The 25,659-nt window shown below is 42.8% G+C and carries 25 protein-coding genes and 1 tRNA gene; 23 read left to right on the top strand and 3 right to left on the bottom strand.

What is annotated here, in order from left to right:
- Positions 1-277: 277 nt before the first annotated feature.
- The 17 genes from aspS to L4C54_RS03200 all read left to right on the top strand — a co-directional run bounded on the left by aspS (position 278) and on the right by L4C54_RS03200 (position 17,241).
- Positions 278-2,053: an aspartate--tRNA ligase gene (gene aspS / locus L4C54_RS03280; RefSeq protein WP_428807070.1), complete on the top strand. Its 1,776-nt coding sequence runs from the start codon at positions 278-280 to the stop codon at positions 2,051-2,053.
- A 103-nt stretch (positions 2,054-2,156) separates the two neighbouring features.
- Positions 2,157-2,678 carry a crossover junction endodeoxyribonuclease RuvC gene (ruvC, locus tag L4C54_RS03275; RefSeq protein WP_428801508.1) on the top strand — a complete coding sequence of 174 codons (522 nt, stop codon included), beginning with the start codon at positions 2,157-2,159 and terminating at the stop codon, positions 2,676-2,678.
- Between the two features lie 132 nt (positions 2,679-2,810).
- Positions 2,811-4,262 carry a methyl-accepting chemotaxis protein gene (locus L4C54_RS03270; RefSeq protein ID WP_428801509.1) on the top strand — a complete coding sequence of 484 codons (1,452 nt, stop codon included), beginning with the start codon at positions 2,811-2,813 and terminating at the stop codon, positions 4,260-4,262.
- Positions 4,263-4,341: 79 nt separating this feature from the next.
- Positions 4,342-4,959 (top strand): Holliday junction branch migration protein RuvA, encoded by a 618-nt coding sequence (gene ruvA / locus L4C54_RS03265; protein WP_428801510.1) that lies wholly within the window; start codon positions 4,342-4,344, stop codon positions 4,957-4,959.
- 44 nt (positions 4,960-5,003) lie between these two features.
- The gene (gene ruvB, locus L4C54_RS03260; protein WP_428801511.1) at positions 5,004-6,011 is read left to right on the top strand and encodes a Holliday junction branch migration DNA helicase RuvB; all 1,008 of its coding nucleotides are present in this window, start codon (positions 5,004-5,006) and stop codon (positions 6,009-6,011) included.
- 416 nt (positions 6,012-6,427) lie between these two features.
- A complete protein-coding gene (locus tag L4C54_RS03255; protein WP_428801512.1) occupies positions 6,428-8,020 on the top strand; it encodes a cytochrome ubiquinol oxidase subunit I in 1,593 nt (530 codons plus the stop codon).
- Between the two features lie 14 nt (positions 8,021-8,034).
- Positions 8,035-9,171 carry a cytochrome d ubiquinol oxidase subunit II gene (gene cydB / locus L4C54_RS03250; RefSeq protein WP_428801513.1) on the top strand — a complete coding sequence of 379 codons (1,137 nt, stop codon included), beginning with the start codon at positions 8,035-8,037 and terminating at the stop codon, positions 9,169-9,171.
- A gap of 11 nt (positions 9,172-9,182) precedes the next feature.
- Complete coding sequence (gene cydX / locus L4C54_RS03245) at positions 9,183-9,290, top strand: cytochrome bd-I oxidase subunit CydX (RefSeq protein ID WP_000270284.1); 108 nt, start codon at positions 9,183-9,185, stop codon at positions 9,288-9,290.
- 201 nt (positions 9,291-9,491) lie between these two features.
- The gene (ybgC, locus tag L4C54_RS03240) at positions 9,492-9,923 is read left to right on the top strand and encodes a tol-pal system-associated acyl-CoA thioesterase (RefSeq protein ID WP_428807069.1); all 432 of its coding nucleotides are present in this window, start codon (positions 9,492-9,494) and stop codon (positions 9,921-9,923) included.
- The gene (gene tolQ / locus L4C54_RS03235; RefSeq protein ID WP_428801515.1) at positions 9,913-10,596 is read left to right on the top strand and encodes a protein TolQ; all 684 of its coding nucleotides are present in this window, start codon (positions 9,913-9,915) and stop codon (positions 10,594-10,596) included. Before ybgC ends, tolQ begins: the two co-directional genes overlap by 11 nt.
- Before the next feature lie 2 nt (positions 10,597-10,598).
- Entirely contained in the window at positions 10,599-11,042 is a 444-nt protein-coding gene (locus L4C54_RS03230; protein ID WP_428801516.1) for an ExbD/TolR family protein, read from the top strand.
- 14 nt (positions 11,043-11,056) lie between these two features.
- Positions 11,057-12,103, top strand: a complete 1,047-nt coding sequence (gene tolA, locus L4C54_RS03225) for a cell envelope integrity protein TolA (protein ID WP_428807068.1) — start codon at positions 11,057-11,059, stop codon at positions 12,101-12,103.
- Positions 12,104-12,122: 19 nt separating this feature from the next.
- The gene (gene tolB, locus L4C54_RS03220) at positions 12,123-13,475 is read left to right on the top strand and encodes a Tol-Pal system beta propeller repeat protein TolB (protein WP_428801518.1); all 1,353 of its coding nucleotides are present in this window, start codon (positions 12,123-12,125) and stop codon (positions 13,473-13,475) included.
- 35 nt (positions 13,476-13,510) lie between these two features.
- Positions 13,511-14,050 carry a peptidoglycan-associated lipoprotein Pal gene (gene pal, locus L4C54_RS03215; RefSeq protein ID WP_428801519.1) on the top strand — a complete coding sequence of 180 codons (540 nt, stop codon included), beginning with the start codon at positions 13,511-13,513 and terminating at the stop codon, positions 14,048-14,050.
- 32 nt (positions 14,051-14,082) lie between these two features.
- On the top strand, positions 14,083-14,868 hold the full coding sequence (ybgF, locus tag L4C54_RS03210; RefSeq protein WP_428807067.1) for a tol-pal system protein YbgF: 786 nt from the start codon (positions 14,083-14,085) through the stop codon (positions 14,866-14,868).
- A gap of 164 nt (positions 14,869-15,032) precedes the next feature.
- Positions 15,033-16,094 (top strand): quinolinate synthase NadA, encoded by a 1,062-nt coding sequence (gene nadA, locus L4C54_RS03205; protein WP_428807066.1) that lies wholly within the window; start codon positions 15,033-15,035, stop codon positions 16,092-16,094.
- A gap of 109 nt (positions 16,095-16,203) precedes the next feature.
- Entirely contained in the window at positions 16,204-17,241 is a 1,038-nt protein-coding gene (locus tag L4C54_RS03200; RefSeq protein ID WP_428807394.1) for a potassium channel family protein, read from the top strand.
- A 124-nt stretch (positions 17,242-17,365) separates the two neighbouring features.
- On the opposite strand, the gene L4C54_RS03195 is transcribed toward L4C54_RS03200, so the two are convergent.
- Complete coding sequence (locus L4C54_RS03195) at positions 17,366-17,935, bottom strand: UPF0149 family protein (protein ID WP_428801522.1); 570 nt, start codon at positions 17,933-17,935, stop codon at positions 17,366-17,368.
- Positions 17,936-18,062: 127 nt separating this feature from the next.
- On the opposite strand from L4C54_RS03195, the gene L4C54_RS03190 reads away from it, so the two are divergent.
- The 3 genes from L4C54_RS03190 to L4C54_RS03180 all read left to right on the top strand — a co-directional run bounded on the left by L4C54_RS03190 (position 18,063) and on the right by L4C54_RS03180 (position 21,403).
- Positions 18,063-20,486: a hybrid sensor histidine kinase/response regulator gene (locus L4C54_RS03190; RefSeq protein ID WP_428807065.1), complete on the top strand. Its 2,424-nt coding sequence runs from the start codon at positions 18,063-18,065 to the stop codon at positions 20,484-20,486.
- Positions 20,487-20,722: 236 nt separating this feature from the next.
- Positions 20,723-21,172 carry an L-alanine exporter AlaE gene (locus L4C54_RS03185; protein WP_428807064.1) on the top strand — a complete coding sequence of 150 codons (450 nt, stop codon included), beginning with the start codon at positions 20,723-20,725 and terminating at the stop codon, positions 21,170-21,172.
- Between the two features lie 143 nt (positions 21,173-21,315).
- Positions 21,316-21,403, top strand: a tRNA-Ser gene (locus L4C54_RS03180).
- 217 nt (positions 21,404-21,620) lie between these two features.
- Here L4C54_RS03180 and L4C54_RS03175 read toward each other — a convergent pair.
- Complete coding sequence (locus tag L4C54_RS03175) at positions 21,621-22,274, bottom strand: glutathione S-transferase family protein (protein WP_428807063.1); 654 nt, start codon at positions 22,272-22,274, stop codon at positions 21,621-21,623.
- Between the two features lie 102 nt (positions 22,275-22,376).
- On the opposite strand from L4C54_RS03175, the gene L4C54_RS03170 reads away from it, so the two are divergent.
- Positions 22,377-23,270: a LysR family transcriptional regulator gene (locus tag L4C54_RS03170; RefSeq protein ID WP_428807062.1), complete on the top strand. Its 894-nt coding sequence runs from the start codon at positions 22,377-22,379 to the stop codon at positions 23,268-23,270.
- A gap of 93 nt (positions 23,271-23,363) precedes the next feature.
- Here the strand turns inward: L4C54_RS03170 and L4C54_RS03165 are convergent, their stop codons facing one another.
- A complete protein-coding gene (locus tag L4C54_RS03165; RefSeq protein WP_428807061.1) occupies positions 23,364-24,248 on the bottom strand; it encodes a LysR family transcriptional regulator in 885 nt (294 codons plus the stop codon).
- Between the two features lie 135 nt (positions 24,249-24,383).
- Between L4C54_RS03165 and L4C54_RS03160 the strand changes: the two genes are divergently transcribed.
- A complete protein-coding gene (locus L4C54_RS03160) occupies positions 24,384-25,073 on the top strand; it encodes an FMN-dependent NADH-azoreductase (protein WP_428807060.1) in 690 nt (229 codons plus the stop codon).
- The gene (locus tag L4C54_RS03155) at positions 25,067-25,525 is read left to right on the top strand and encodes a nucleoside deaminase (protein ID WP_428807059.1); all 459 of its coding nucleotides are present in this window, start codon (positions 25,067-25,069) and stop codon (positions 25,523-25,525) included. Before L4C54_RS03160 ends, L4C54_RS03155 begins: the two co-directional genes overlap by 7 nt.
- Positions 25,526-25,659 lie beyond the last annotated feature (134 nt).

Here is a 25,659-nt window from a genome sequence, read left to right as displayed (position 1 = left end):
GTTCATTCAAATTATTGGATGAAAAAGTACTGTACGAGACTTTTGCCGAATTAGGTACTTTCGAGATATAATTATCGCAATTTTTTTGGTTTTGCTGAATATTTACACGCTTGGTGTACTAAAAAGCAGCAAAGCTAGATAAAACACAATAAATTCGAGTGTGGAAGGTCGATTTTAAGCGAGTTTCCGCGTATAAATATTCCTTTGCTTTGTAGGTCGGAAATGTCCACCTTCAGCTTGGAAATTAGTAAATAATTAAGAGATTGGGAAATTCATTATGCGTACCCATTACTGTGGTAACCTGAACAAGTCCCTGGCGGGACAAACTGTAGAATTGTGCGGCTGGGTAAATCGTCGCCGTGATTTAGGCGGTCTTATCTTTATTGATATGCGTGATCGCGAAGGCGTTGTTCAGGTAGTTGTCGACCCAGATATGAAAGATGTCTTTGAAGTCGCTAGCCAACTGCGTAATGAGTTCTGTATCAAATTTACTGGTGAAGTACGTGTTCGTCCGGAAAGCCAAGTAAATAAAGATATGGCAACAGGTGAAGTTGAACTTCTAGCTAAAGGCCTAGAGATCATCAACCGTTCTGACGCACTTCCACTAGATTTCAATCAAACGAACTCTGAAGAGCAGCGTCTTAAATATCGTTATATCGATCTACGTCGCCCAGAAATGAGTGACCGTATCAAGCTTCGTGCTCGCGCTTCTAGCTTTGTTCGTCGTTTCCTAGATGAGAACCTGTTTCTCGATATCGAAACACCAGTACTAACTAAAGCAACACCTGAAGGTGCTCGTGATTACCTAGTGCCAAGCCGTGTTCATAAAGGTAGCTTCTACGCACTTCCTCAGTCACCACAGCTTTTCAAACAGCTTCTAATGATGTCTGGCTTTGATCGTTACTACCAAATCGTTAAATGTTTCCGTGATGAAGATTTACGTGCTGACCGTCAGCCTGAATTTACTCAAATCGATATCGAAACTTCTTTCATGTCAGCGCAAGAAGTGCGTAATGTAACAGAGCAGCTTGTTCACGATATGTGGAAAGAGCTTCTAGACGTTGAACTGGGTCAATTCCCAGTAATGCCTTTTGCTGAAGCAATTCGTCGTTTTGGTTCTGATAAGCCAGATCTACGTAACCCTCTAGAGCTTGTAGACGTAGCAGATTTAGTGAAAGACGTCGATTTCAAAGTCTTCTCTGGCCCTGCAAACGATGAAAAAGGTCGTGTTGCTGTTATCCGTGTTCCAGGTGGCGCTAAGCTTTCTCGTAAGCAAATTGACGAATACGGTAAGTATGTCGGCATTTACGGCGCGAAAGGTCTTGCTTGGATGAAAGTAAACGATCGCGCTGCTGGCTTTGAAGGCGTTCAGTCTCCAGTTGCTAAGTTCCTTAACGAAGAAGTCGTTAACGGCTTATTAGAGCGTACTGAAGCTGAAACGGGCGACATCATCCTATTCGGTGCTGATAAAGCAAACATTGTTGCTGAAGCAATGGGTGCACTACGCGTTAAACTTGGTAACGATTTAGAGCTTACAGATACATCAGCTTGGGCACCACTTTGGGTTATTGATTTCCCAATGTTTGAAGAAGATGGCGAAGGTAACCTGCACGCGATGCACCACCCATTCACATCTCCTCTAGGTGTTTCTGCTGAAGAGCTTAAAGCAAACCCAGCTGCGGCTAACTCAGACGCATACGACATGGTTATCAACGGCTATGAAGTAGGTGGTGGTTCAGTTCGTATCCACAACGCTGAAATGCAAACGGCAGTATTTGGTATTCTAGGTATCGAAGAGCAAGAGCAACAAGAGAAGTTCGGCTTCCTGCTTGACGCACTTAGATACGGTACACCACCACACGCGGGTCTTGCATTCGGTCTTGACCGTTTAGCTATGCTACTTTGCGGCACTGAGAATATCCGTGACGTTATCGCATTCCCTAAAACAACAGCAGCAGCATGTCTACTGACTAACGCGCCAAGCGTAGCGAACCCAGCTTCACTTGAAGAGCTTGCAGTAACGGTAACAGCAGCGAAGAAAGACGCTGAATAAAGACCGACGTTTAGTGAGTGAACAAAATTAAAAATGCCCCATTGAGTGGGCATTTTTTGTTTGTAGTATTAGTTGGCAGAAATGCTTAGTAGAAAGGAACATAATGACAATTATTTTAGGCATTGACCCAGGGTCACGAATCACTGGTTACGGTGTCATTTCCCAGCAAGGGCGTCATCTACAATATTTAGGCAGTGGGTGTATTCGTACTTCTGAAAAAGAGTTGCCGGGTCGCTTAAAACAGATCTATGCAGGTGTTTCTGAAATCATCACCCAGTTTCAGCCTGAAGTGTTTGCGATAGAACAGGTGTTTATGGCGAAAAACCCAGACTCAGCACTCAAACTTGGCCAAGCTCGGGGTAGTGCTATTGTTGCAGCAGTTAATGCCGACTTACCTGTATTTGAGTATTCCGCACGATCAATTAAGCAAGCGGTAGTCGGGACGGGTGGTGCAGACAAAGCACAAGTTCAACACATGGTGCAGCACATGTTGAAACTACCGGCGAAACCGCAAGCTGATGCCGCCGATGCACTCGGTGTAGCAATTTGCCATGCAAATACCAACAAAACTCTAGCGGCACTTGCCGGAAAGGCGACTGGGGCGAAAAAAGGGCGCTATCGTTAAAGCAGTTTCTTATTGTTGCTCAAAAGTGAGACATATTAAGCAGTTTCAAACTTCCAGTTTGTTGTGTAAATGTTAAATAAATATAGTGGTCGGAGGTCTAATTAGTAATTCACTAGTCAAGGATGATCTCCGATGAACCCTGCTACACTTTGGCGAAAAGCCTGCATGCCTGTAAACCCACAGTGGAACCGTAAACAAAAACGACAGGCGGACATACTGTCTCTATTCACCTTTATTGCGTTTCTTGTTGGTATATACAGCTTTATTAAATGGTCTAAGCACGGTCATGATGCCTTGATTATGACTTCAATGGCATTGATCGCTTTGGAGCTAATATCGGCTGCCACACTACGCTGGTTAAAGAATCCACTTATTGCTTTGAATATTGGGTTCACCGGTATGGCGCTACATGCACTTAATATCATTTATCAAAGTGGTGGCGTTGTTAATTCAACTCAAGCTTTTTGGGTTCCCCTGCTCATTGTTGCATTCTTCCTGTCGGGTACTCGAATTATGGCTCTGACTTGGAGTCTCGTTGTTATCTCTCTTTCGTCTGTTATGACTTATCTGCACCTTTCTGGTGTCGCATTCCCTATATTAGAGTTAAGTGAGTCTGCTCATCGAATTGAGGTTTGGTCAGGGACAGTTCTACCGTTGATTGTTATCTGTATTGCCCAATCTTTCACCGCAAAACAACGTGATGGGGCGATAGAAATTGCCGAGGCGGCCAAACAAAAGAGTGAAAGCGTTGCGGCTCAAGCGCAGACCGGATCAAATCGGTTAGCGAATGTTCTTGAGCAAGCAAGTACCAATTCGTCTGAATTACAAAATGTATCGGTAGAACTTGAATTACAGTCAAAGCAGTTAGATGGTCAGGTAAATCAACTCAATATAAATTGTGAATCGCAAGCGAGCGCTGCAGAGCAGATGAGCCAACAGGTTCACCAAATGGCGTTGGGAGTGGAAGAGTCGAGCAAATTTGTTGATGAGCTTCATTTAAGAAGCCAACAAGTTCATCAGCAGGCAGCAATGAGTTCTGAGTTGCTAGCGGCTTCAACATCGGCCATCGGGCAAATACTCAGTAGCCATGAAGAGATCACAAAAGTTGCAGATCTCATCACATCTGTGGCGGAACAAACCAATTTATTGGCACTGAATGCAGCGATTGAAGCAGCACGCGCAGGAGAGCAGGGGCGAGGCTTTGCAGTCGTTGCGGATCAAGTGCGTGAACTCTCTGCAAAAAGTAGTAATTCGGCTATCGAGATTCGTTCTCTATTAGATCGTAGCGAGAAAGAGGTGAAGCATGGTCAGGATGTCGTTACATCAAGCGCGGAGCGCATGAACGCAATCATTGATCAAGTCACTCGTATCTCTACAGACGTAAATGGATTAACCGATATAATGGCAAAACAGATGGAATCGCTCAAAGAGCTTGATGAAGCGAGCAGTGATGTGGCGAGTAGTGTTGTAAGTACAAAATCGATTTCTGAAGTTGTTGCTCAAAATGGTGACGCTTTGAATAATCAAGTTGATTCAGTTCGTCGTTTAACCCATCAGCTCGACCAAGTCGTGTCGAACATTTGATTCCAATTTGAATAAAGAACTGGATGTCTATCCAGTTCTTTATTATTCTGTCGCAAATTGTTTTCTAAAGAGATCTCACGTGATTGGACGTCTTCGCGGCTTATTGATTGAAAAGCAGCCCCCAGAATTATTAATTGAAGTAAACGGTATTGGCTATGAAGTACAAATGCCGATGAGTTGTTTTTATGAACTACCGGAGTTGGGTGAAGAAGCGATTATCTATACTCATTTTGTCGTGAGAGAAGATGCTCAACTTCTTTACGGATTCAATACCGTTAAAGAGCGTGCTCTGTTTAGAGAAGTGATAAAAGCGAACGGCGTTGGACCAAAACTTGGTTTAGGTATTTTATCTGGCATGTCAGCAAGTCAATTTGTAGCATGTGTTGAGCGAGAAGATATTTCAACGTTAGTAAAACTGCCGGGTGTTGGTAAGAAAACGGCAGAAAGACTGGTTGTAGAAATGAAGGACCGATTAAAAGGGTGGGGCGAAGGTGATCTCTTTACACCCGCTACTGATGCCGCGCCAATGGACTCATCTGCTGCTCATAACCCTAAAAATGCTCAAGATGAAGCAGTAAGTGCTTTGCTTGCGTTAGGCTATAAACCTGTTCAAGCTTCAAAGGTTGTTTCTCAGGTTGCGCGTGATGATATGACCAGTGAGCAGATCATTCGCGACTCTCTCAAGTCTATGGTTTAACGTGTTTAGTAAAATTGAATGGTTAATAGGATCTAATACTTATTATGATTGAAGCCGATCGCTTAATTGCCCCTGAGAACCCCGTATTTAAAGAAGAAGACGTCATTGATCGTGCAATACGTCCGAAAAAGCTCGCCGATTATAGAGGGCAAGACCACGTTAAAGATCAAATGGAGATCTTTATTAAGGCGGCGCAGTTAAGAAATGAAGCATTAGACCACTTACTTATTTTTGGCCCTCCGGGTCTTGGTAAAACCACATTAGCAAATATCGTTGCCAATGAAATGGAAGTGAATATACGCACAACCTCTGGCCCTGTATTAGAAAAAGCAGGCGACGTGGCCGCGTTACTGACTAACCTTGAAGAGAACGATATTCTATTTATCGATGAAATTCATCGCTTAAGCCCAATGGTTGAAGAAGTCCTTTATCCAGCAATGGAAGATTACCAGTTGGATATTATGATTGGCGAGGGGCCTGCGGCTCGTTCTATAAAAATAGACTTACCTCCGTTTACTCTTATAGGTGCTACGACGCGTGCTGGTTCATTAACGTCTCCACTGCGAGATCGCTTTGGCATCACCCAGCGTCTTGAATATTATAAAGTTGCAGATTTGAAAGATATTGTTCAGCGTAGCGCGAACTGCTTAAATTTATCGATGGAGCCAGAAGGGGCGTTAGAAGTTGCTCGTAGAGCGCGTGGTACACCCCGTATCGCTAACCGTCTATTGCGTCGAGTACGTGATTTCGCTGAAGTCAAAGGTGATGGCCACATCTGTGAAGATGTAGCAGACAAAGCACTGAATATGCTTGATGTTGATGCACAGGGCTTCGATTACATGGATAGGAAGTTACTGTTAGCTATCATGGAAAAATTTGGTGGTGGACCCGTTGGGTTAGATAATATGGCAGCGGCCATTGGTGAAGAGAAAGACACAATTGAAGACGTGTTAGAACCTTATCTCATTCAACAGGGTTATTTGCAGCGAACCCCACGTGGGAGAATTGCAACCGATCGAGCCTATCTTCATTTTGGTATCGATAAGTCATGAACATATAGCCAAGCATTGCTTGGCTTTTTTAGCATCCTTTCTTAGCACTCATATTTTCTTCGATATCTCAAAGCGCGTTTATTTAGCCTCAAAAGAGCATTCTCCTCTTCCGAACATGGGGGGTTACTCGTCCATTGTTCGCATTTCATTCAACTATTTTTTAGTCTTCTACTCAATATCTTAATGATTTACAAAATTTAACCTTTTTAATCGCGATTTAATGGGGTTAATCGCTCAAATTATTTTGATAAGTTTAATTTTCAGGAGTACTATCATGTGGCTCTACATCGTTACGGTGTAACATGGATTTAACAATAAAATAAACTTTACGCAACACCCCGAAGGCGGCCTATTAGTGCGTTGAAGGTTTTAGCGTGCAGAAGAAAGTGCCTTCAGCCGGCACAAAGGAGTTATCAATGTTTGATATCGACGTAGTCGATCTATCGCGATTGCAATTTGCACTAACTGCGATGTATCACTTCTTGTTCGTTCCATTGACTTTAGGTTTGGCGTTTATACTCGCCATCATGGAGTCTCTATATGTAATGACCGATAAACAGATCTATAAGGACATGACTAAGTTCTGGGGTAAATTATTCGCTATTAACTTTGCGTTAGGCGTTGCCACTGGACTAACTATGGAGTTTCAATTTGGTACCAACTGGTCCTACTATTCTCATTACGTAGGCGATATATTCGGTGCCCCCCTCGCTATTGAAGCGCTTGTCGCTTTCTTCCTTGAATCTACGCTTTTCGGCCTTTTCCTATTTGGTTGGGAACGACTATCAAAACGACAACACTTAACGGTTACTTGGTTGATGGCGCTTGGCTCTAGCATGTCTGCATTGTGGATCTTGGTTGCAAACGGCTGGATGCAAAACCCTGTTGGCGCAGAGTTTAACTACGAAACCATGCGTATGGAAATGATCAGCTTCTCGGAAGTTGTACTTAACCCTGTCGCCCAAGTTAAGTTCGTTCATACGGTAGCTTCTGGTTACGTAACCGGAGCAATATTTGTTCTTGCTATCAGCTCTTATTACTTGCTGAAAGGGCGTGATATTGCGTTTGCTCGTCGCTCGTTTGCTATAGCTGCTTCATTTGGTATGGCTTCAATCTTATCGGTGATCATTCTTGGTGATGAATCTGGTTATGAGTTGGGCGATGTTCAACAGGTTAAGCTAGCTGCCATCGAATCTGAATGGCACACAGAGGAAGCCCCCGCAGCATTTACTGTTTTCGGTATCCCAAATCAAGAAACCATGGAAACAGATTTCGCACTTAAGATCCCATACGTGATGGGTATTATTGCAACGCGTTCGCTTGATACGGAAGTAAAGGGCTTACGTGACCTACGTGAAGAACATATTGTACGAATCCGCAACGGTATGGTGGCTTACGAGTTACTGGAAAGAATCCGAGCGGGTGACCGTAGTGAGAAAAACTTAGCAGCGTTTGATGTCATCAAGGTTGACCTTGGTTACGGCCTTCTACTTAAGCGTTATACAGAGAATGTAGTTGACGCAACTGAAGAGCAAATTCAAGCAGCGGCCGATGACTCTATCCCAACGGTATGGCCGCTATTCTGGTCATTCCGTATCATGGTTGCGTGTGGTGTAGTTATGCTGTTTGTTTTTGCGGTGGCATTTGTTCAAACATGTCGTCAAAAAATCGAACAGAAGCGTTGGGTATTAAAAGCAGCGTTGTTTAGCCTGCCTCTACCTTGGATTGCAGTTGAAGCCGGTTGGTTTGTTGCCGAGTATGGTCGTCAGCCGTGGGCTGTTGGTGAAATACTTCCTGTGCATGTTGCTGCGTCTGCGTTAACCGCAGGTCAGATCTGGACCTCGTTGGGCCTCATCATTGCTCTGTATACGGTCTTTTTGATTGCTGAAGTTTATCTGATGCTGAAGTATGCTCGCAAAGGACCTAGCAGCCTTAAAACAGGTCGTTATCACTTTGAGCAAGGTGAGCAATCACTTGAAGATAAAGTTAACCGTCAAGTCGAAGCATAGGTAGGGAATAAGATATGTTTGATTACGAAACGTTACGTCTCATCTGGTGGATACTGATTGGTGTCCTATTTGTTGGGTTTGCAATCACAGATGGCTTCGATATGGGTGTTTGTGCAATGGTTCCTGTTATTGGTAAAACCGATACAGAGCGCCGTGTCATGATTAACTCGATCGCACCACACTGGGATGGAAACCAAGTGTGGCTAATCACTGGTGCTGGTGCTCTATTTGCAGCATGGCCACAGGTTTATGCGACATCGTTCTCTGGGTTTTACTTCGCGATGCTCCTTGCGTTAGCTGCGCTTTGGTTGAGACCTGTAGGCCTTGATTACCGCTCTAAGATTGAAGATCCAAGATGGCGCAAGACATGGGATATTTGTATCTCAATCAGTGGCTTTGTTCCGCCAATCATTTTTGGTGTTGCTTTCGGCAACTTACTGCAAGGTGTGCCATTCCAATTTAATGATTTCTTGATGTCTACGTATCATGGCTCGTTCTTTGGGTTGCTAAACCCGTTTGCGCTACTTTGTGGTGTCATCAGCTTACTGATGTTCTTGTTGCAAGGTTCTGCATGGTTGCAGATGAAAACGACTGACTCAGTGCGTCAACGAGCTCGCGGTATTGCTCAAGTCGCTGGCCTAGTATTAGTTGTGTTATTCATTGTTGGTGGTGTGTGGATTCAATCAATCGAAGGTTATGTTATTACAAGCGTTCTTGATTCAAATGCTCCATCAAACCCGTTGAATAAAGAAGTAATACGCGAAGCGGGTGCTTGGCTGAATAACTTCGAGACTTATCCTCTAATGTGGGCTGCCCCAGCTGTTGGAATTATTGGTGCGTTATGCGCATCTGTGTTCTCTCGCTTGAATAAACCTGGCTTTGGTTTTGTGTCTTCAAGCTTAGCGAACGCAGGTATCATCTTCACTGCTGGTTTAGCGATGTTCCCATTTGTTATGCCTTCAGATTTAGTTCCTAGTCATAGTTTAACCATGTGGGATTCTACGTCGAGTGAGCTTACGCTTAGCCTGATGACAGCGGTTGCATTTGTTATGGTGCCTATCATCCTTGGCTACACGTCGTGGAGCTACTATAAGATGTTTGGTCGCATTGATAACAAACATGTTGAAGACAACAAACACTCACTTTATTAAGGAGCTTTACTATGTGGTATTTTGCATGGATTCTAGGCGTATTACTCGCTTGTGCATTTGGCATCATTAACGCTCTTTGGTTAGAGCACTCAGAAATGATGGATAAAGATAGCGAATAACAAATTGATATACGTTATGGATTCACGATAGTGACATAACTCGATACAATTTTTGCTACCAAATGATGAAATAACATCCAACTTAGCGCTGCCTCTTTGAGGCAGCGCTAATTTTTTGTCTGCGAGGCTTCAAAACCATTGATAGCGCTTGTACTAATAGTGACAAGTTGCGTTATAGTACGTCTAATATTGTTTTTGATAATGGGTATTATTTTGCCTCAAGCTGCCATAGCTTTTCATTGGCCGGTCACGGTTTATTACGAAGATACTGACGCTGGTGGAGTGGTGTACCACTCTAATTATCTCAAATACTTTGAGCGAGCTAGAACAGAGATGCTACGTAGCATTGGAGTATCCCAACGCAGTTTGCTAGAGCAAAATATCGCGTTTGTGATTCGCCATGTCGACATGGACTTTCTGCAGGGCGCTCGTCTTGATGAACAACTAAATGTACTTACTACCATTTCCGAACGTAAAAAAGCGTCACTTGTCTTCTGTCAAGAGATCGTAAATCTCGACGGCAAGATATTGTGTAAAGCGTTGGTTAAGGTAGCATGTATCGACACTGTGAAAATGAGGCCAAAAGCAATGCCTCAATCTATAGCTTTGGAGTTAACTGAAAGTGACTGCTGATATTTCGTTTGTAGAACTGATACTAGAAGCCAGTATTCTAGTTCAATTGGTTATGTTGATCTTGTTGGGTATGTCAGTCGCTTCTTGGGCAATGATTATTAAACGCAGCAAAGTTTTGTCTCAAGCATCAAAAGATGCTGAAACGTTTGAAGACAAGTTCTGGTCTGGTACTGATTTAGCGGTACTTTATCAAGATGTAAAAAAGAGAAAGAACGACATCTCTGGAAGTGAAGAGATTTTCTACTCGGGCTTTACCGAATTTGCTCGTCTACGTAAATCGAATGCTGATTCACCTGGTTTTATTATGGAAGGCACTGGCCGTGCGATGCGCGTAGCGGTAGCAAGAGAAGTTGATAGCCTAGAAACTAACCTCCCATTTTTGGCCACCGTTGGTTCAATTAGCCCTTATATAGGTTTGTTTGGTACGGTTTGGGGAATCATGCACGCATTCATCGCCTTAGGTGAAGTGAAGCAAGCAACCCTCTCAATGGTTGCCCCTGGTATTGCTGAAGCACTGATTGCAACAGCAATGGGTCTATTTGCCGCGATTCCTGCAGTAATGGCGTATAACCGATTTAGTAGTAACGTTGGTAAGCTTGAACATAATTACGCAACGTTTTCAGAAGAGTTTCACAGTATTTTGCATCGCCAAGCGATGGCGGGTAGGGATTAACCATGGCTGGTTATCAACCAAAAAAACGTAAGATGACTGCTGAAATTAATGTCGTACCCTATATCGATGTTATGTTAGTTCTGCTGATCATTTTTATGGCGACATCGCCATTTGTTACGCAAGGTGTTGATGTCGAACTACCAAAAACCACCAGTGCGAAGGCTGCTTCAGAATTAGCAGGCGATACAGATAGCAGCTTCATCATCGTCGAGATCGACCGAGATGGTAATTTAGGTTTGAGTGTTAATGACGAAGAAGTTCAGCGCGGTATTTCTATTCAGGATGTCGTGATTCGTGTTAAAGCTGAATTGTCAATTAAACCAGACTCACCGGTTGCTGTTGGTGGTGATGCCGCCACTCCTTATGCAGATGTCGTGCTTGTGCTTGATGAATTAAGCCGTGCAGGAATTCCTAAGGTTGGGCTGTTAACGGATATAAGGGATTAAGATCCGCATTACTCATGAAAGAATCTAAACCTAAAAACAGTGATTACTTAAACCCCATTGTTATCTCGATAGCCATGCATGTCGCATTAGTTATCGCGCTGCTTTGGGGGACTGATTTTACAATGTCAGAGCCAGAGCCTAGTGGTAACTTGGTGCATGCCGTTGTTATCGATCCTAACTTAGTGAAACAACAAGCTCAGAAAATACGTAGCCAAAGGGAAGCAGCTGCAAAAAAAGAGCAATCTCGACTTGATAAGCTGAAACGCGAAAGTGAGCAGCTTGAGAAAAACCGTAAAGCTGAAGAAGATCGAATTCGTAGATTGAAAGAGCAGCAAGTTAAAGAGGCGAAAGCAACCCGAGAAGCAGAGAAAAAGCGTGTTCAGGTTGAGAAAGAACGTAAAGCGGAAGAAGCGCGTGTTAAAAAAGAGCGCGAAAAAGCCAAAAAGCTAGAAGCTGAACGCAAAGTCAAAGAAGCTGAAATCAAGCGAGCGGAAGAACAGCGCGTAGCGAAACAAGCAGCTGTTGCTAAAGCAGAAAAAGAACGAATCGCTCAAGAGAAAGCTGCCAAAGAGGCAAAAGAGGCGACAGAGCGAGCTGAAAAAGCACGAATTGCAGAAGAAAAAGCAGCGAAAGAGGCAGCCGAAAAAGCGCGTCAAGAAAAGGCTCGTTTAGAGCAGCTTGAACGTGAGCGAAAACAACAAGAAGCCGCATTGAACGATATCTTTGCTGGTATGGAATCAGAAAACGAGCGTAACTCCTCTGCTCAATCAAAATTTGCTCAATCAGAAGCCGCTCGTTATGGTGAGATTTATAAGCAAATGATCAAACAAAACTTATTGGTTGAGGAGAGTTTTAAGGGAAAGTCTTGTCGAGTTAATCTTCGCTTGATACCCGCAGGCGATACTGCGCTGTTAGGGAAACTCTCGATAATCAATGGCGATAATCGTTTATGTTCCGCAACAAAACGTGCGGTTGCGCAAGTTAACTCATTTCCATTACCTGCAGAACAACCTAGTGTTGTTGAGCAGTTAAAAAGTATTAATCTAACCGTCGAACTGTAACAGTAATAAGGAAAAGCGAGTGTTTAAGCGAATAATTTTAGGATGTTTGTTGTTACTATCGAGCACTGTTCAATTTGCCAATGCGGCACTTGAGCTTGTTATTACTGATGGTATTAATTCTGCAAGACCCATCGCAATTGTGCCTTTTAAATGGCAAGGCGATAAACCACTACCTCACGATGTTTCTGCGGTGATCGCTTCAGATTTACAACGTAGCGGGAAGTTTAGCCCAGTGGCGACAAGTAATATGCCGCAAACACCTTACTCTGAATCTGAGATCAATTTTGATGCTTGGACTGGATTAGGCGTTGACTCTTTACTTACAGGCACGATCTCTAAAGGTGAAGGCGACAACTACATTGTTAATTATCAGTTAGTCGATGTTATCCGTGGCCAGCTAACACAAGGTCAAAGTAAAGCACTAAGCTCAGATGGCCAGCTAGTGTTGTCTAAAGATCATGTCCTGTTTAATAAGAAAGCGACGGTACCTGGTCATCGCTTACGTGAATACGCACATCGCATTTCCGATTTAGTTTACAAAGAATTGACGGGTGAACGTGGTGCATTTTTAACGCGTATCGCTTATGTTGTTGTGCAAGATAAAGACCCGTACCCATATCAACTAAGAGTGGCTGATTACGACGGGTACAATGAGCGTTTAGTGTTACGTTCTAAGCAGCCATTGATGTCACCAGCTTGGTCTCCAGATGCGAAAAAGCTTGCGTATGTAAGCTTTCAAAATGGACAAGCTGAAATCTTTATCATGAATATATATACAGGCGAGCGTGAGAAAGTAACGTCATATCCTCGTCACAATGGTGCGCCAAGATTCTCGCCGGATGGAAGTAAATTAGCCTTAGTATTGTCGAAAACAGGGAGTCTACAAGTTTACACTTTGGACTTGAGATCAAAGAAACTGACTCAAATTACCCGCGGCAGATCAAATAATACAGAACCGTATTGGCATCCGGATGGAAAATCATTAATCTTTACCTCTGATAGAGGTGGTAGACCACAGATTTATAACGTAAATTTGGCAGATGGCGCGACCAACCGTCTGACTTGGCAAGGTAGCCAAAACTTAGGTGGACAAATTACACCGGACGGCCGATTCCTCGTAATGGTGAATCGTAGCAACACAGGGTTTAATTTGGCCAAACAAGATTTAGAAACTGGTGCGATGCAAGTATTAACAAGTACATTGCTTGACGAGTCTCCAAGTATTGCACCTAATGGCGGTATGGTCATTTACAGTTCTATCTACAACGAAACGAATGTACTTTCGATGGTGTCGATAGATGGACGTTTTAAAGCTAGATTACCGGCGACAAATGGGCGTGTAAGAGCTCCCGCTTGGTCTCCGTTTCTATAGCAAAAAAATAAGTATTAATTAGTAAGGAAAATATAATGCAGCTTAATAAAGTTCTTAAAGGTCTATTGATTGCTCTTCCAGTATTAGCAGTGACAGCATGTAGCTCTAGCGACGAAGCAACAAGTGCTTCAGGTACTGAGACTAACCAAACAACTTCTGGTACAGAGAACACTGTAGACACTACAGTTGTAACGCCAGTTGATTCATACGGTGAGCTAACAGAGCAAGAGCTTAAAGAACAAGCTCTACGTGAAACTCAAACAATTTACTTCGCATTCGATAACGCAACTATCGCTGGCGACTACGAAGAAATGCTTGCAGCTCACGCAGCTTACCTAAGCAAAGATACTAGCCTTAACGTTACTATCGAAGGTCACGCAGACGAGCGCGGTACTCCTGAGTACAACATCGCACTTGGCGAGCGTCGTGCACAAGCTGTAGCAAACTACCTACAAGCTCTTGGTGTACAAGCTGAGCAAATCTCTATCGTTAGCTACGGCGAAGAGAAACCTCTTCTGCTAGGTCAGTCTGACGAAGTATACGCTAAGAACCGTCGTTCGGTTTTAGTATACTAATTCTGTTATACGTACAGTAGAGGAATAGCCTCATGTTCAGTAACTCAAAGCGAGTATTAACGCTTATGTTACTGGCAAGTGCAGCGAACACATCGTTCGCTGCACCAGCTCCAGTATCGGACTTAAGCAGTACTACTCCAGCGACAACTTCTACATCAGCGTCTTCTACACGCTCAGTGAACTCATCTGAGACTGATATTCAACGTTTAGAGCGATTACTAGAAAATAGAAATCGTGTTCAATTGAATATGCAGCAACAGATTGATGACATGTCGATGGAGATCAGTGAACTTCGCGGACAGCTGGAAAAAAACAGTTATGACATGCAGCAGATGTTGCAACGCCAGCGTGAACTTTTTATCGAATTGGATAAGGTTCGTGGTGAAATCAGAATTGCCGAAACCCCAGTTGTTGATAAAACAGATACCCAGCCATCAGGCACGTTTAGTAGCAATGTTGATGAGCAAACCGCTTATCAGAATGCTGTTGACCTCGTTCTTAAAGAGCGTGATTACGCTGGTGCTATCGTTGCGCTAAAACAGTTTCAAGTAGATTTCCCAGATTCCTCTTTCTCCTCAAATGCTCACTACTGGTTAGGCCAGCTTTATTTTGCTAAGAAACAAGATAAAGATGCAGTGAAAAGCTTTGCGGCTGTTGTGAGTTATAAAGACTCAAACAAACGCGCAGATGCATTAGTTAAGCTTGGTGATATCGCAAAACGTAATAACAATGAAGCGGCTGCACAGAAGTATTATCAACAAGTTGTTGATGAATACCCAAATAGTGCTTCAGCAAAACTAGCAGAAAAAAATCTATAAATTACGTGGTTGTCTATCGTGAATCACTTTAAAAGAGGCACATTTGTTGCCTCTTTTTTCATTTGTAATCCAAGTTTTGTTAGGTCAGATTAAACACCTTTGATCCTACCTATCGTTAGGGTGTACAATGCTCGGATTCATGGAAGTTGCATAGAGCATGAGCAATGAGCCACATATTAGATACCGTTGACACAATTTACCCATTTCCCCCAAAACCAGTCCCTTTGAACGATGTTGAAAAGCAAACTTATATTGCTAACATTAAGTCACTGCTGATTGAAAAAGACGCGGTTTTGATCGCGCATTATTATACTGATCCTGAGATCCAAGCCCTTGCCGAAGATACTGGCGGTTTCGTCGGTGATTCACTGGAAATGGCAAAGTTTGGTAATCGCCACCCTGCGAGCACTTTGATCATTGCTGGTGTGCGTTTTATGGGGGAGTCTGCCAAGATTCTAACCCCAGAAAAAACAATCTTAATGCCTACACTCGACGCTGAATGTTCGTTAGATTTAGGTTGTCCTGCTGACGAATTCTCAGCTTTCTGCGATGCTCATCCAGATCATACTGTCGTGGTATATGCTAATACTTCTGCCGCTGTGAAAGCTCGTGCGGACTGGGTAGTGACTTCAAGTATTGCTCTTGAGATTGTTGAGCAGCTCGATAGTGAAGATAAGCCTATTCTTTGGGGCCCAGATCGACACCTAGGCTCTTACATCGCGAATAAAACAGGCGCTGACATGTTGCTTTGGCAAGGTGAGTGCGTTGTACATGATGAATTCTCAGCCGATGCATTACGTAAAATGAAATCGTTGTATCCAGATACCGCGATTTTAGTGCACCCAGAGTCTCCAGCCAGCGTTGTAGAGCTAGCTGATGCGGTTGGTTCTACTAGTCAATTGATCAAAGCTGCGAAAGAATTACCGCAGCAAAAATTGATTGTTGCGACTGATAAAGGCATTTTCTTTAAGATGCAGCAGCTTGTGCCAGAGAAAGAGCTTATTGAAGCTCCTACCGCAGGGGCGGGTGCAACTTGTCGTAGTTGTGCTCATTGTCCTTGGATGGCAATGAACGGACTAAAAGCGATCGATCAAGCATTACGTGAGGGCGGCGAAGAACATGAGATTTTTGTTGAAGAAACTATGCGCGTTAAGTCTTTAGTTCCGCTAAATCGTATGCTCGACTTTGCAGAACAATTGAATATAAAAGTGAAGGGCAACGCTTAATTATCAAATAGATAAATTGAGCTCTATCACACTATTGAAGCCAGTCCTTGTGACTGGCTTTTTACTATCTGTTATACCTAACGTTATCAGATTTAATTTGGGATGAATGATGACCCTTTGGTTACATCTAAAGAAATGGATCAATTCTAGTCTGTTCAAAATCAACAACCGAAACCTACTCGTGTTGTCATTGGTTTATGTCGGTACTTCTTGGCTGCTTTTTTTCTTTGCGGGAGAAACCGCACTGACGGAGAGCTTTACTACGTTCGCCTATTACTTAATGGTGACGGCTTCAACTGTCGGCTATGGTGATTTTTCACCTCAAACAGAAGTAGGAAAGTGGGCAGTCGTACTGTTTATAATCCCTGGTGGATTAAGTCTTTTTGCGGCGATGTTGGGCCGCGTAGCAGGTTCAGCTATTGAATACTGGCGAGCTGGTATATTAGGAAAACGGAGAATGCGAGTGGAAAACCATATTTTGTTGCTGGGCTGGAATGGTCAACGAACCATGCACTTAATCAGAATGCTGCAACACGAAGAACACGGAAAGAGACCGATTATTTTATGCAGTCGCTCTGAGATAGAAAACCCGCTACCTGGCGAGATAGGTTTTGTTAGAGTCACCAGTTACACTGATGGACAAGAGATGGAAAAAGTGAACCTCGATAAGGCCAGCTGCATCATCGTTGATAATCTAGAAGATGATGTCACGCTATCAGCAGCTCTGTACAGCGCGAATACTAATCCTGATGCTCATCTGCTCGCTTATTTTAAAGACGAGGCTCTGAGTCACTTGTTGAGCCAGCATTGCCCAAATGCTGAGTGCATTCCTGCTGTTGGTGCTGAAATGTTGGCAAAGGCTGCTGTGGACCCGGGTTCAAGTGTATTACATCAAGAGTTGCTAGCTTCTACGCGGGGAATGACCCAGTATTCTACTGTTTACCCAAGCGATGCGACTAAGACTGATGTGAATAGGGTATTTACATTTATGAAAGCGGCGCATGACGCTACGCTTATTGCGATGGATTCCGGTAACGGTATTGAGTTGAATCCTCAGCTGAGCCGAGATATTCCATCAGGGGCGCAACTTTTTTATATTGCAGATGAACGAATTGATAGCTTTAACTGGAAAGAAATGAACCAGTAGAGAGTTCAATCAGTAGCATAGTGAATACTGGCCTAGCTCGTTGCAATTCGTGTTATATACACAAAGTGAGAAGGCCAGTTTATTTAGAGTTATATTTTATAACTACAACTCTAAATCTAAACGATTACTGTTGTTCGACTAGAGCAACACCGCGCTGGGTTAGTCCACAGAGCATGACTGGAATAGCATTAAAAATTTCTTCAAACTGCTCCATACCTTCAATACCCTGTTCTGATAATGTTGCTATCGACGTTGCTGGGTCATAAAGCATACTAAGCGAAAGCAAAACACCACCAAGCAGGGCATTATCTTCACTCTGCTCTGGCATGATCGTTTCCCAATCATCACGTGCTAGCTGCCAGCCTTGCAACATACCTTCGCAAAAATCGCGAGTTTGTTCAGACACAATGTCTTCATCGTCTAATGTACAAAGCATTGGCCATTCCCAGTTTCCCTCAAGTAGAGCAGGGCGGAATGCGTTCCACATTTGAATAACAAGCTCAATATAGCTTTCTAGTTGTTCTCCGTCGCTAAATGGTGCAACTTCCTCACCACCCCATAGAAACGGTAGCCACTCTTCGGGTGGAAGTATATGTGGTGCTGCTGCCATTGAAGCGACAAAGCCTTGTGTTTTAGCTTCATTCAGAAGCTTCCCTTCAAACTCAGGCAAAGAGAGGATATTTTCTAAAGTCAAAGTAGGTACCATTGCTTGGTATTAATGTTATTCCTATAGTAACAACTCACATACTAACGAAAAAGACTTGATGCTAGATAATATTCACTATAATTTTTAATAAACGGAAAATAATTCAAGTAATTATATGGAAATAAGCTCCTCCTTAAAAAGGAAAAGTATTTTAGCCCTTGGGGTCTACCTATGCTTTTTCATCGCAACGATAGGCACTGTGAGTTATCTCGTGGTTGAACCGCCTGTACGCGCAAAGCTAGAGCAGAACTTGGATTTAAAAACTCAGTTACTTTCTGCACAACTAGAAGAGCCACTTAACAGTTCAATCGGTGTTCTCCAAAGTATCGCCAGTCTTGGTGAAGCTAATCACTCCCAAGCCGTTCAAGCCAGTATTCTATTGTCTTTATTCAGTAACCTTGATGGCGTTGCTGTTAGTGGGGGGGTATGGCCTGAACCACATACTATCGACCCTAACATCGCGTATATGAGCTTATTTTACAATCGAGCTAGCGATGGAAAAGTAGATAAAATCCAGTCTTGGAATAACCCTAAGGCCGGCGGTTATGATAACGAAGCTTGGTATACCGTGGCGGTAGACCAGCCTCCGGGAAGTGTTTTTTGGTCAGAAGTTTATATTGATGCATACACTCATGTTCAAATGATCACAGCCACATCGCCGTATTACATCGATCAGAAGTTTGCAGGGGTCGCGACGGTTGATTTATCGCTCGTTGATTTGATTGATTTTGTCCAAGAAAATGCAGAGCAGTATGATCTAGGTGTGATTCTTCGAGACAGCTTTAATGAAGTCATTACCGAGTATAATTTTAAAAAATCTAAGACTATCTATATCAGTACACATCAATTCGGTGGTTTTAATTGGACGGTTGATGTTGTGAATGCAAAACGAACGGTCAATGATGACGTGTACGACTTGGTGTCTAAAGTAGAACTAGGCATCATTCCCATTTTGTTGCTCTGTGTTATGGCGGGCTATTACCTACTTAATCAATACCTAATTAAACCGATCATTCTGATTGCTAAGAAAGTCGACGACTCAAAAGAGGGCGGCATCATAGAGGTCAGTTACAAAAGTAACGATGAAATACGCCGGCTTATTACAACCATTAACCAAAAAACACTTAATATAGAGGCCGAGAAAGTAAAAGCTCAAGCTTCAACGAAAGCGAAGAGTGCCTTTTTAGCTACCTTATCACACGAAATCCGTACGCCAATGAATGGTGTACTCGGTACCGCGCAAATCTTGTTAAAAGACAATCTCACCATAGATCAGCGTAAACATATGAATAGTCTGTACGATTCAGGCGATCACATGATGACGTTGCTTAACGAGATTCTCGATTTCTCTAAAATTGAGCAAGGTCACTTAGAGTTCGATCGAACGGCTTTCCCACTTGAATCCATAATTGGCAGTATTAACAGTGTCTATCACACATTGTGTACTGAAAAAGGGCTTCAATTTAAAGTCTATTCAGAAATACCTGCAGGGCGCTGGTACATCGCGGACAAAGCAAGGCTCAGACAAATACTATTTAACCTTATTAACAATGCAGTGAAATTCACCTCTCGAGGGTTTGTTGAAGTCTACTTGAAAGAGCAAGTCATCAATGATCAACTTCAACTTATTATTAAGGTAAGAGACACCGGAATAGGGATCTCTAAAGAAGCGCAGACCCGAATCTTTAAACCGTTTGAACAGGCTGAATCGAGTACCACGCGTCGCTTTGGTGGAACCGGACTAGGTTTGGCTATTGTTAGTCAGATTGTAGAATTAAATGGCGGTTATATAGAAGTGACGAGTGAAGTAGGAATAGGCACTAGCTTTGATGTGGGCTTGTCTATTGAATCCACAACGGCCGGTTCGGTAGAGATGCAGGTACACCGAAAACTGAACTATGAGGGTTTGAAAGTCCTAATCGTTGAAGACAATAGAACCAATACAATTATTATCGAAACTTTCATGAAGGCTAAAGGTTTCGAATGTGATTGTGTAGAGAATGGTGAGCAAGCTCTGCAGTCAGTAGCCAGTACCCAATATGACTTGGTACTGATGGACAATCACATGCCTGTGATGGATGGCGTTGAAGCCTCATCGGGAATTAGATCAATGAGTGGGGCCAGTTCTCAGATACTGATATTTGGCTGTACTGCTGATGTATTTAAAGATACTCGAGAGCGAATGTTAGGTGCAGGCGTTGATTACATCATTTCGAAACCGATTGATGAATCTGAATTAGACGATGCACTTTATCGGTACGCAGGGAAGCTCTATCAATTCCACGCAGAATCAAAAGTTATTACTGATAGGTCGTTATCAGAAGAGATGTTGGTACGGCTTTATATCGATCTCGACAATAACCAGTATTTAAGGGCTAAAGATGCTATTGATAGCATCATTGAAGTGCTTAATGACTGTGAAAATGAGGTACTGATGAATAAGCTCGCTGATATCCGCCATAAGTTAAATTTAGAGCAGTTGCCTGAAACCACGGATATTGATGTTGTTACTGTCATGCTGGCTGAATACTGTAAGTAACTTTCAGTTTGTAGCCCTGATTTGTTCAAAACATGCGCGATCGCACGTTTTCTAGTTTGAACCTCTAGTTTTTATCTGAATATTAGTTATTTATTTACCAATATTAAAGATGTTTGAAATGTACCACTACAAAACTTGTGTTTTAATAGTCATATAAACCAGTCATCATGAATTGACTGGTTTATTTCATTGTTAACATGTCAGTTAGGCAGTTTATTGTTTTGTAGAGGAAGGTAATGAAAGCTCGTGCTCCTTTTTGTATTCGCCATGCAGCGGCAGATACATTCGCGATGGTCGTTTTTTGTTTTGTATCGGGTATGATCATTGAGATCTTTATTTCGGGTATGACTTTTGAGCAATCGTTAGCTTCCAGAACACTTTCTATTCCTGTGAACATAGCAATTGCATGGCCTTATGGGATGTTTAGAGATTTTGTATTAAGACAAGGGCGCCGTATTTCAGATACAGGAGTCGCTAAGAATGTTGCTGACCTTTTAGCTTACGTACTCTTTCAATCGCCAGTATACGCTGCAATTTTATTTGTAGTTGGCGCATCAAGCGACCAAATCGTTACGGCCGTGACTAGTAATGCAGTTGTTTCTTGTGGAATGGGTGTTTTGTACGGCTACTTCTTAGATATGTGTCGCAAGTGGTTTAAAGTGCCGGGTTATTGCCAACAAGCTTAACTGTTTGTAGAAAAAATGCGCTTTCGTGTCAATTAGTAAGCACTTGATCAATGATGATGGTTTTTTTTATCAATACCGCTTGACCAAGTCGCACAGAATCATTAAATTAGCGCCTCGTTAACGCACAACGTTAACAACAATACGGTGAGTTGTCCGAGTGGCTGAAGGAGCACGCCTGGAAAGCGTGTATACGGCAACGTATCGAGGGTTCGAATCCCTCACTCACCGCCACATTTTAAAGCCTTGCTTTTGCAGGGCTTTTTCACATCTGATCATTTGGTTCTATCATCAAAATGACCCAAGGGTTGAATCCCACAGCAGGGTTACCTTTTTCAACAACTTCAAATGTCCAACTTAAAGGTCGTTCACTACCCTGCTTCCAAGTCGATATACATAAACTTAGCTGCCATGAGTGTTATTTAAGCTGTCGACTCTAAATGGTTTCTGTCTATAACGTGGCTTCGACCGTATCACCAGTTTGTGTTTTCGCACGTAACCCTACATTCGTTAGTTGCATTGGCACAAAACCAGGCAGTGCTTCTATTCGTAGAATCCAAGCTTGTAAGGCTGGGTAGTTGGCTAAACTTACGCCACCCTCTGGGGCTAGCTTTATGTAACTGTATAGTGCTAAGTCAGCAATGCTAGGTTCCTTTCCCACCAACCATTGGCGGTTTTTCTGGTAACCTTGTAACTGCTCAAATAGTTTATTGGCTTCCTTAGTTAACGTGTCACTGTCAATACTGCGATTGAATAGGTTAGCTGCACGTAGTTTGGCTACTGAGCCAGCTAACCGGAAAGCGGCTAGCGAGAGAAACTGCTCTACATGTGCACGTTCTTTAGGCGTATGAGGAAGCCATTTCTGTTGTTTATCATACATACTGGCTAGGTAAACCAATATCGCATTAGAATCAGAAATCACCGTTTCGCCATCTACCAACACCGGGACCTGCCCGAAGGGGTTAAGCGTCAAAAACTCTGGCTGTTGCTGCTCGCCTGCTGGCAAGTCAACCATAATCAACTCAAAATCCAATTTGAGCATACTCAATAGCATATGTGCACGGTGGGCGTGTCCTGAGATAGGGTGCCAATATAGCTTGATCATTGTTTTCTCCTAAGTGTTTGTCTTGTTACCATTTAAGAACAACTTGCGAAGAAGAAAAACCCCGTTAACATGGAATGATAATCTTCAATATGTTGACAATTAATGGACACTATCGATGGAATGAGAACAGTTGTCGCGGTGGTAGAAACTGGATCATTTACTGCTGCTTCCGAGCGTTTAGGCATATCAAAGTCTCTGGCCTCAAAATACGTTAATCAAGTTGAGAAGCAGCTCGGAGTTAAACTGTTTAATCGAACTACTCGCAAGTTGTCAGTAGAACAAGCTGGACGGCAATATTACTTGCAAGCACAACAGGTTTTGTTACAAGTCGACAAACTCTACAATCAACTCCATTCAAGTAATAAAGTCATATCTGGGCCGCTACGTGTGACGGCTTCACAGGGCTTTGCCGAAGAGTTATTAAGTCCGTTGATTCCAGAGTTTCATACTCGTTATCCAGATATTCAGATCGATATGATAGTCACCAATCAAAAACTCGATTTAGTAGAGCAGGGTATCGACATCGCCTTTCGAGCAAGTGAACTCAATGACTCAAGCTTGAACCAACGTAAGATTATGTCTCTTCAAAGCTCTGTGTATGCTGCTCCTGCGCTAGCGAAACAGTACCAGCAGGGTCTTGAACTTGATTGCGTCCCCTGTCTCATTGATAGCAACTTGCACCCTACGGCACGATGGCCTGTGGCTCGTTCTCTAGACCAGAGGGTGGATAGTGCCAATATCGCGGTACGAGGTGTATTTAAAAGTAATAGTCCAAGGCTGCTCCGACAATTAACACTATCCGGCGTTGGAGTAAGCTATCAACCAGATATTATCGCCGCACAGTATGTAAAAAATGGCCTGCTGAAAAAGCTCGATGTCGGTTTTAAACCGCTGAGATTTCCCTTAAGTGCTCTATTTCGTGGGGGAGACTATCAACCTGAGAGAGTAAGAGTATTTCTGGATTTTGTTATCGATAAGCTCGGCGCGACTACCTGACATAGGTTTACTCCATTATGAGCCTCGTCGATTGGGCGAGTGGTCATATTGAGCCCCCTTTTTTCTAATCAATACAGCCAGGTTTATAGGAGCCTAGCTGGCTATGTCTTTATTACTGGCTATTCCTCCCTCCTTAAGCAACTCTTCTAGCCATTCTGTGAACTTAAAATTATGTCGAGAAAGGCGCTTTTCTTTGTTAGCTATGTAATAACAAAGCTGAGAGCCGATGACTAGGGTGTTCAATTCAGTTAATACACCTGCCTTTAAATAGCCTTGCGTGAGCGTTCTTGAACAAAACACATAAGCGTTTTCTAATAAAGCTTGCTGTATACCAAATAACTCCTGATCGAAATGTTTAATTTGAATTTGTTTATTTAGTAAGCCGTTGAGTTCCAACCATGAACGCAATGGCACGTTGGGTAAGCTGTTGTTTTTCCAATCAGTGGTGTAAATAGTTATTTGCTCAGTCTGGTGGAACTGAGCAGCAGCATGGGCTGTGCAAAATAGATTAAACTCTTCGAGTTTGACAATATCCCTGCTTGATTGTTTGTCCGCTTCCCCGAGCCGGATGGGCAAGGTGAAGTTATTAGCATCAATGCTTTCACCACTTGTAATATTCACCTGAATCTCGGGATATTGCGTATAAAACTCTTGAAGAGCGGGGATTAAAACCAAAGCAGCGAATGACGATGTAGTTGTTACATTGATTTGTTTATCTTTTGTCGTGATTTTTTCGATTGCCGTTTCAATAGATTGAAATCCATGGCTGGTAGCGGCGGCGAGTTCTTTACCAAGTTCAGTAAGCGTCACTTTTCTCGCGGTACGTGTGAATAAAGTAACGTTGAGTCTCTGCTCAAGCTTATTTATGTGATGAGATACCGCTGTTGGGGAAATGGATAACTCAGCTGAAGCGGCCTTAAAACTGCCTAGTCTGGCAGCCGATTCAAATGCCTTAAGCGCAGGTAATGATACTTGCATGATTGCTAACCTTCTATTCAATGAATATCAAAATTAGATGACTTTTACTCATCTGTAAATGCATTTTACTCGTTTGTGATTTACCCAATGAAATACAAAAATGGTAGACAGGTTAAACAAGAAAAGGCACCTAAGATGAGTATTATTCTACATGTAGACTCTAGTGTTAGAGCAATCGAGAATGCAAACCCACAACACGACTCTATTTCAAAAAATCTAGCAAAAAGGTTTATAACACAGTTTAAAGAGCAAGCTGAGATAGATGAGTACATCTATCGTGACGTCGGAGTAAATCCTCCTCAGTTTATTACCCAAGACTGGATAGGCGCGGTGTTTACACCAGAGCTAGAAAAAACAGAGCAGCAGCAACAGATTTTGGCGCAGTCAGATGAGCTTATTGCTGAGGTCGAAAAAGCGAATATCATCGTCATTTCGTCGCCTATGTATAATTACGGAATGCCAGCGCAATTAAAGGCTTGGTTTGATCAAATCGTACGTATCAATAAAACGTTTGATTTTGATTTGGCGCGTGGTGATCAGCCCTTATCGCCTCTCTTGTCAGGTAAGATTTTAGTCATAGTTACATCAAGTGGTGAGTTTGGCTTCGAAAAAGGCGGAGTAAACGAAACATCTAGTCATTTGGTGCCGCATTTACGCACTTTGAGTAAATATTTAGGTGCGGCTGAGATTTACGAAATAGCATCCGAGTATCAGGAGTTTTCTGGTAATAGGCATGAAAAATCATTGCAAATGGCAGAATTTAAAGCCGATGAACTTGCGTCTAAGTTAGCCGAAAACGAGATGTGGGGGCTTAAAACATGTTAGATACAATGAAAATCACCTATTTTGCTAAACAGACGGTTGTGCTCGCTCAGCAGCAAGTCGAAAAAGGCGGCCTACCTTTTTCATCAGTCATTGTTAATCAGCAGGGGGACTGTATAGCGGAGGGGGTAAATCAAGTTAATGAGCTAAATGATTGTACGGCTCATGCTGAAATACAAGCGATTAGAGCGGCTAGTGAAAGGTTAGGGCGTACTTCTCTGGCTGGTTCAACCTTGTTCGCTTCTGGTGAACCATGCGGTCTATGCTATATGGCTATACGTCTAGCTGAAATCAGTCAGGTTGTGATTTTGCTAGATAGAAATGAAGTCAAGCAAGTCGGGTTTGATTATTTATGGACCTATGTACCACAACATGAAGTGATACCTAGCTTGAAGATTGAGAATCTACCCAATGAGTTTAAATTAGCTCCATTCATCCAGTACCAAAAAGCGTAGACCGATTGATCTTTGATTAAAGCGTTGGGTTCAAGGAGGACCTCATGTTTCTTGAGCCTATGCGCCCACCATACTAACTAGCCACTTACCTCGTTGTGTGCCAGAGGAGCGGTAATTGAGCTTATTTTAGGCTT

It is taken from the genome of Vibrio lamellibrachiae (assembly GCF_050337265.1).
GTDB lineage: Bacteria > Pseudomonadota > Gammaproteobacteria > Enterobacterales > Vibrionaceae > Vibrio > Vibrio kyushuensis.
Note: the sequence above shows the minus strand (reverse complement) of the source record. Positions and strands in the feature narration are given on the sequence as shown.

Bases quoted from the DNA above. Each gene is read 5' to 3' on its own strand.
- L4C54_RS03230 (WP_428801516.1), top strand. From the start codon at position 10,599: ATGGCTGGTTATCAACCAAAAAAACGTAAGATGACTGCTGAAATTAAT.
- pal (WP_428801519.1), top strand. From the start codon at position 13,511: ATGCAGCTTAATAAAGTTCTTAAAGGTCTATTGATTGCTCTTCCAGTA.
- ybgF (WP_428807067.1), top strand. From the start codon at position 14,083: ATGTTCAGTAACTCAAAGCGAGTATTAACGCTTATGTTACTGGCAAGT.
- L4C54_RS03160 (WP_428807060.1), top strand. From the start codon at position 24,384: ATGAGTATTATTCTACATGTAGACTCTAGTGTTAGAGCAATCGAGAAT.
- aspS (WP_428807070.1), top strand. From the start codon at position 278: ATGCGTACCCATTACTGTGGTAACCTGAACAAGTCCCTGGCGGGACAA.
- L4C54_RS03200 (WP_428807394.1), top strand. From the start codon at position 16,204: ATGACCCTTTGGTTACATCTAAAGAAATGGATCAATTCTAGTCTGTTC.
- L4C54_RS03255 (WP_428801512.1), top strand. From the start codon at position 6,428: ATGTTTGATATCGACGTAGTCGATCTATCGCGATTGCAATTTGCACTA.
- L4C54_RS03165 (WP_428807061.1), bottom strand. From the start codon at position 24,248: ATGCAAGTATCATTACCTGCGCTTAAGGCATTTGAATCGGCTGCCAGA.
- cydX (WP_000270284.1), top strand. From the start codon at position 9,183: ATGTGGTATTTTGCATGGATTCTAGGCGTATTACTCGCTTGTGCATTT.
- ruvB (WP_428801511.1), top strand. From the start codon at position 5,004: ATGATTGAAGCCGATCGCTTAATTGCCCCTGAGAACCCCGTATTTAAA.
- tolA (WP_428807068.1), top strand. From the start codon at position 11,057: ATGAAAGAATCTAAACCTAAAAACAGTGATTACTTAAACCCCATTGTT.
- ruvC (WP_428801508.1), top strand. From the start codon at position 2,157: ATGACAATTATTTTAGGCATTGACCCAGGGTCACGAATCACTGGTTAC.
- L4C54_RS03155 (WP_428807059.1), top strand. From the start codon at position 25,067: ATGTTAGATACAATGAAAATCACCTATTTTGCTAAACAGACGGTTGTG.
- L4C54_RS03185 (WP_428807064.1), top strand. From the start codon at position 20,723: ATGAAAGCTCGTGCTCCTTTTTGTATTCGCCATGCAGCGGCAGATACA.
- ybgC (WP_428807069.1), top strand. From the start codon at position 9,492: ATGGGTATTATTTTGCCTCAAGCTGCCATAGCTTTTCATTGGCCGGTC.
- L4C54_RS03175 (WP_428807063.1), bottom strand. From the start codon at position 22,274: ATGATCAAGCTATATTGGCACCCTATCTCAGGACACGCCCACCGTGCA.
- L4C54_RS03270 (WP_428801509.1), top strand. From the start codon at position 2,811: ATGAACCCTGCTACACTTTGGCGAAAAGCCTGCATGCCTGTAAACCCA.
- cydB (WP_428801513.1), top strand. From the start codon at position 8,035: ATGTTTGATTACGAAACGTTACGTCTCATCTGGTGGATACTGATTGGT.
- nadA (WP_428807066.1), top strand. From the start codon at position 15,033: ATGAGCCACATATTAGATACCGTTGACACAATTTACCCATTTCCCCCA.
- L4C54_RS03170 (WP_428807062.1), top strand. From the start codon at position 22,377: ATGGACACTATCGATGGAATGAGAACAGTTGTCGCGGTGGTAGAAACT.
- L4C54_RS03190 (WP_428807065.1), top strand. From the start codon at position 18,063: ATGGAAATAAGCTCCTCCTTAAAAAGGAAAAGTATTTTAGCCCTTGGG.